The sequence below is a fragment of the Parvibaculum sp. genome (assembly GCF_040882025.1).
GTDB lineage: Bacteria > Pseudomonadota > Alphaproteobacteria > Parvibaculales > Parvibaculaceae > Parvibaculum.
Genome location: NZ_JBBECC010000044.1, coordinates 32337 through 38093 on the forward strand (window position 1 = coordinate 32337; position 5757 = coordinate 38093).

The following is a 5757-nucleotide window of genomic DNA, read 5'->3' on the forward strand; positions in this document are numbered from 1 at the left end:
TGCCGGTCTATGGCGTGCGCACCGGCATGACCGAACAGACCGCCGCCTTCGTGCTTTCGGTCTTCGCCGCCGGCAACATCCTTTGCCAGATCCCGATCGGCATCTGGGCCGACCGCGCCGACCGCCGCATGGTGCTGCTGGTCTGCGCCCTTGTCGGTCTTTTGGGCGCCTCGGCGATCCCGCTGGTCGCCCACAATCTCTGGCTCTTCGCGCCGGTCCTCTTCGTCTTCGGCGGCGTCGTGGTCGGCCTCTACACGGTCGGCCTGACGCTGCTTGGCCAGCGTTTCCGCGGCGCCAACCTCGCCTCCGCCAACGCGGCCTTCGTGCTGATGTATTCGACCGGCGCCCTCATCGGCCCGCCCATGGCCGGCATCGGCATGGACCTCTGGGACCCGCACGGCCTCATCGTCGTCATGGCCGGCCTTTGCGGTCTCTATCTCATTGTCGCGGGCTGGCGCTTCTTCACCGCGCCGCCGCCCGTCGCCATCCCGCGCGATTGAACGGCAATCCGGAACCGGCTAGATTTGCCCTATCTCCAGCGGAGGATTACGCGCCATGGGTGGATCGATCGACTGAGCTGACGGCCGTCCGGCCTTGTCAGCGACGCGCGCCGTCCCGAACGGGACGAGCCGCCAGACCGTCGATATTTCCGATCCATCCTCGGGGGCTCACCCGATGGCGTATTTCCGCAATCGCACCGTCAACCTTCTCAATCTTCACTACTGGATTCATGCCGTCGCCGTAACCGGCGGCAGCGCCTTCTTCGTCACCTATCTGTTGAAAGCGGGCGTCCCCGCTCCGACGGCGCTCTCCTCTTTCGCGCTCATCCTGCTCGGGCGCTTTCTCATCCGTCCCCTGATCGTCCCTCTCACCGTGCGCTGGGGCATGCGCACCATGGTCATCGCCGGCACGCTCTTCACGGCCTTCCAGTTTCCCCTCCTCGCCGAGGTCCAGGGCGTCGGCTACATGCTCGCGGCCCTCATCGTCGTCTCCTCCGTCGGCGACACGGTCTACTGGTCGACCTACCACGCCTATTTCGCCACCCTCGGCGACGACGAGCATCGCGGTCACCAGATCGGCGTCCGCGAGGCCGTCACCGCCCTTGTCGGCGTCGTGAGCCCGCTCATGACAGGCCTTCTCCTCGTCACCTGGGGTCCGCGTGCCGCCTTCAGCCTCGCCACCGTCTTCTGCATCGCCTCCGCCCTGCCATTGCTGCGCACGCCGGAGGTCCGCGTCGCACCAGCCGTGTCCGGCGCCTTCAGGGCGTCGATCCCCGGCATGCTGCTCTTCGTGGCCGATGGCTGGATCATGGCGGGTTACGTCTTCGTCTGGCAGATCGCGCTCTTCACCTCGCTCAACGAAGACTTCCTCGCCTATGGCGGTGCGCTGGCGCTCGCCGCCGTCATCGGCGGCATCGGCAGCCTGACGCTCGGCCGCCACATCGACGCGGGCCATGGCAGCCGCGCCGTCGTCTATGCCTTCGGCACCTTCGCCCTCATCATCGTCCTGCGTGCCGTCGCCACCGGCGACGCCACCGTCGCCGTCTTGGCGAACGCGCTGGGCGCACTCGGCGCCTGCCTCTATGTCCCGACGCTGATGACCGCCGTCTACACCCAGGCGAAGCGCGCGCCCTGCACGCTCCGTTTCCATGTCGCGACGGAGGGCGGTTGGGACATCGGCGGCGCGAGCGGCCTTTTCTGCGCCGCCCTCGCCATCCATCTGGGCCTGCCCCTCTGGACCGGCATCCTCATGTCGCTCTTCGGGGTCGCGGCCATGGTCGTCCTTTTGCAGCGCTATTACGCGCCCCGGCCTCGCTTGACTTCGGCCTCCCCATGAGTAGTCTGCGCCCAAATCGGCTGGCCGGGGATATCCCGAACGGCCCTGCGGGCGCAAAGCCTCAAGCCCCTGTAACTGCAAGGATTTTCGGCCATGGCGAAGCCCGCCTCCATCAAGATCAAGCTCGAAAGCACCGCCGACACCGGCTACTTCTACGTCACGAAGAAGAACAGCCGCACGAAGACCGAGAAAATGGTCATCAAGAAATACGACCCGATCGCGCGCAAGCATGTCGAGTTCAAGGAAACCAAGATCAAGTAAGAGCAGTCATCAGACACGCCGAACGCAAGGAAGCCGGTCCCTCAGGACCGGCTTTTTCGTTGTCTTCGAAGAAAGAAAAGGTGGCCGGCCGGGGTAACCGCGGCTTATCAGAGGAGGCCACTCCATGAACCACGCCCCGACCGGCCGTGCCTCGCGGACCCAGGAGATGCGGCGGACCTGAGCGCCCCACGAGGACACATATCGCCGCCGGCTCGGTATCCGACTCACCCCCCAGCAAGAGCGGACGCGCAATCGGCGGCGAAACCATTGCCCGGAAAAAGCTAGCACGCTCTGCTGTGCCAATAAAGGAATTCAGGTCGCTTTTCTTGTCATGCGCGCGTTAACCATGAAGATACAAGGTTAACAGACGGCCTCTTCGCACGAACACATGCGAAGACTGTCACTGATCTGAAATAGAGAGCGTGAAATTCAGGCGGCTTCGGCGACGACGCGGTTGCGGCCGTCGCGCTTGGCGCGGTAGAGGCCCTGGTCGGCGCGTTCGAGCAGCTTCGAGGCCGTGTCCTGTGCCCCCTCGGTCATCGCGATGCCGATGCTGACGGTGATGTCGAGCGTCTGCCCTTCCTCGTTCAGCGTGAAGGGTTGCGAGGCGATGCTCTGGCGCAGCCTCTCGGCGACCATCATCGCATAGGCAAGGTCGGTATCCGGCATCACGACGACGAACTCCTCGCCGCCCAGCCGGCAGGTCAGGTCGATGCCGCGCACATTATGCGTGATCCGGGTCGCGAACTGCTTCAGCACCGCATCGCCGGCGGCATGGCCGTAGGTGTCGTTGACGGGCTTGAAATAGTCGATGTCGAAAATCAGCAGCGCCACCGGCTTGCCGGACCGCGCGCTGTCGGCCACCAGCGTCGAGAGATGGCCTTCCATGTAGCGCCGGTTGTAGAGCCCCGTCAGCCCGTCCGTGACGGCGAGCTCGAGCCCCTGCTGGAACTTGTCGCGCAGATAGTCCTGATAGCGCTTGCGGCGAAGCTGGCTGCGGCAACGTGCCACAAGCTCGTTGCGCTCCATCGGCCGCACCAGATAGTCGTTGACGCCCATGTCGAGCGCCCGCACGAGACGGGCCGTATCGCCCTCCTCGACGATCGCGAGAATGGGCGTCTGCCGCGTCGCCTCGAGCGAACGCAACTGCGAGCAGAGCCTGAGCCCGTCGAATTCCTGCAGCGTCAGGCTGACCACGAGAAGATCGAAATTGCCTTGCGCCGCGAGCTCCAGAAGCTCGTCCTGGCTTTCGGCCACCGTCAGCATGTGTTCGCTCGACAGCGTCTCGGTGATGCGTCTCAGCGAGGTCGGCCGGTCGTCGATGACGAGAATGCGCCCCGGTTCCTTCATCAGGAAATTGTCGCCGCCGGCGGTGAGCGCGCCGATGCGCTGGCCGGTCGCCTCGCGCATGCGCAATTCGTCGGTCACCATCTTCAGGCGCACAAGGCTCTTCACCCGCGCGAACAGCGCGAGATCGTTGAGCGGTTTGGTCAGGAAATCGTCGGCGCCGGCCTCGAGGCCCTGCACGCGGTCCGCCGGCTGGTCGAGCGCGGTCACCATGACGACGGGAATATGTACCGTTTCCGGTGCCGCTTTCAGGCGCCGGCAGACCTCGAACCCGTCCATGCCAGGCATCATCACGTCGAGCAGGATGATGTCCGGCTGCTGCTCCTTGGCGGCAGTCAGCGCCTCCGGGCCGGACGACGCCTTGAACACATCGAAATATTCCGCTGTGAGCTTGGCGTCGAGCAGCTTCAGATTGGCGGGAACGTCATCGACGATCAATACGCGAGCAGTCACGGGGTCCCGTCCTTGCCGAGGAATTGTACTTTAGCGAAGGAAACGCTGAACCGTCTCCAGAAACTGCGTTACCGAGATCGGCTTCGAGATATAGGCCTCGCAGCCGCCCTCGCGGATTTTCTCCTCATCGCCTTTCATGGCGAAGGCCGTCACGGCCACCACCGGAATCGAGCGGAGGCTGTCGTCTTCCTTGATCCACTTGGTGACTTCGAGCCCCGACACTTCCGGAAGCTGGATGTCCATGAGGATCAGGTCGGGGCGATTCGTGCGCGCGATCTCCAGCGCCTCGATGCCGTCCCGCGTCTGCAGCGTCTGATAGCCGTGCGCGTCCAAAAGATCGTGGAAGAGCTTCATGTTGAGCTCATTATCTTCGACGATCAGGACCTTCTTAGACATTGCGTCCATAGCTCCAGAACTCCACCTGTACCGGGCAAGCCCGTATCCGACCCGAATCCCCGGTCTCCGAGGCGCCCGAAAGGGGCGTCGCTGGGATCATATGACCCGAATATCCTTAACTAAGTCTTTAACGCCCCCTCATGGAGGCCCCGCTTTCCTTCGAATTCTCATCAAACTCGATCTATGATTAACGTCTTGTGTCGCCCCCGACAGGAAATCGCCGATGGACAGGGACAATGCCGAAATGCTGGCTATTCACGCGCTCGGCCACATCGCGGCCGATGAAGAGCTGCTGGGCGACTTTCTGGACCGTTCGGGCCTCGCCCCGGACGAACTGCGCGCCCGCGCCGCCGACGCGGAATTCCTTGGCTTTGTGCTCGAATATCTGCTGAACGACGAGCCCCGCCTGCTGGCCTTCTGCGCCGATGCGGGCCTCGCCCCCGAGCTTCCGGCGGCCGCCCGCCGCGCCCTGCCGGGCGGCGAAGAGGTCCACTGGTCGTGAACGCCGAAAGCCCGAAGCCCCCGAAGCCGGACCCGCTTGCCATCGACGCGGCGGTGATTCCGCAGATCGACGCCCTCGACCTTGTCCCCGGCCGCCCGATCATCGTGTCGGATGCCGACGAGGTACTGATCCAGTTCGTTGCCGGCCTCGAACTCTATCTCGAAACGCAAGGGCTCTGGCTCGACCTGCAGAGTTTTGCACTGACCGGCAACATCAAGAGCCGGGAAACCGGCGAGCCCGTGCCGCCTGCCGGCATGCCGGCGCTCCTCGAAGGCTTCTTCGCCGCGCAGACCCATTCGCTGCTGGTCGTCCCCGGCGCCGCCGAGGCGCTGGCCCGTCTCTCGGAACGCGCCCAGATCGTCGTCCTGACCAACGTCCCCTTCGAGGCGCGCGAAACCCGCGCCGCCAGCCTCGCCGCGCAAGGCATCGCCTACCCCGTCATCGCCAACAAGGGCCTCAAGGGCGGCGCCGTCCGCCGCCTCGCGGACCGCGTCAAGGCCCCCGTCGTCTTCCTCGACGACATCCCCCACAACATCGCCTCGGTCGCCAGGGCCCACGCCCCGTCCCACCGCATCCACTTCATCGCCGACCCCCGCCTGGCAAAGCTTCTGGGCCAGGCCCCCGACAGCCACTTCCACACGACAGAGTGGAGCGCGGCGGAGGATTTCATTTCGGAGAGGCTGAAGGCGGACGGGTTTTGATCGCCGCGCCCCATCCCCATCGCGTCTTCCCCCTAACCTGTCACCCCCGGGCTTGACCCACTGCTGTCCGGTTTAGAAGAGTAGGTTTCGATTGCAGGAATGAAGCTCTCGACACCAACCAAATCCGTCATGACCCGGCTTGTCCGGGTCATCCACGTCTTTCTTTCCTTCTTTCCGTGTCGCAAGACGTGGATGGCCCGCATAAAGCCACTGCTGTCCGGCTAAGAAGAGCCGGGTTTGATTTAGTCCACTGTCGTACCG

8 protein-coding genes are annotated in these 5757 nt (G+C 64.4%); 5 read left to right on the forward strand and 3 right to left on the reverse strand.

Features of this window, described 5'->3' with window-relative positions; genetic code table 11:
• From WEB61_RS02920 to rpmG, 3 genes are all read left to right on the forward strand, one after another.
• A partial coding sequence (locus WEB61_RS02920; RefSeq protein ID WP_368062830.1) for an MFS transporter occupies window positions 1-500 on the forward strand: 500 nt, incomplete at its 5' end.
• Between the two features lie 175 nt (window positions 501-675).
• On the forward strand, window positions 676-1836 hold the full coding sequence (locus WEB61_RS02925) for an MFS transporter (protein ID WP_368062831.1): 1161 nt from the start codon (window positions 676-678) through the stop codon (window positions 1834-1836).
• Window positions 1837-1929: 93 nt separating this feature from the next.
• Window positions 1930-2097, forward strand: a complete 168-nt coding sequence (rpmG, locus tag WEB61_RS02930) for a 50S ribosomal protein L33 (RefSeq protein ID WP_111883271.1) — start codon at window positions 1930-1932, stop codon at window positions 2095-2097.
• Between the two features lie 429 nt (window positions 2098-2526).
• Here rpmG and WEB61_RS02935 read toward each other — a convergent pair whose 3' ends face one another.
• Window positions 2527-3897, reverse strand: coding sequence for a PleD family two-component system response regulator (locus tag WEB61_RS02935; RefSeq protein ID WP_368062832.1), 1371 nt, complete (start codon window positions 3895-3897; stop codon window positions 2527-2529).
• Between the two features lie 30 nt (window positions 3898-3927).
• Complete coding sequence (locus tag WEB61_RS02940; RefSeq protein WP_293506680.1) at window positions 3928-4293, reverse strand: response regulator; 366 nt, start codon at window positions 4291-4293, stop codon at window positions 3928-3930.
• Between the two features lie 223 nt (window positions 4294-4516).
• Here WEB61_RS02940 and WEB61_RS02945 point away from each other — a divergent pair, with 223 nt between their 5' ends.
• Window positions 4517-4795, forward strand: coding sequence for a DUF3572 domain-containing protein (locus tag WEB61_RS02945; protein WP_368062833.1), 279 nt, complete (start codon window positions 4517-4519; stop codon window positions 4793-4795).
• The gene (locus WEB61_RS02950) at window positions 4792-5496 is read left to right on the forward strand and encodes a hypothetical protein (protein WP_368062834.1); all 705 of its coding nucleotides are present in this window, start codon (window positions 4792-4794) and stop codon (window positions 5494-5496) included. The genes WEB61_RS02945 and WEB61_RS02950 overlap by 4 nt, the downstream gene beginning before the upstream one ends.
• A gap of 72 nt (window positions 5497-5568) precedes the next feature.
• Here the strand turns inward: WEB61_RS02950 and WEB61_RS02955 are convergent.
• On the reverse strand, window positions 5569-5757 hold a 189-nt coding region (locus WEB61_RS02955), incomplete at its 5' end, for a hypothetical protein (RefSeq protein ID WP_368062835.1).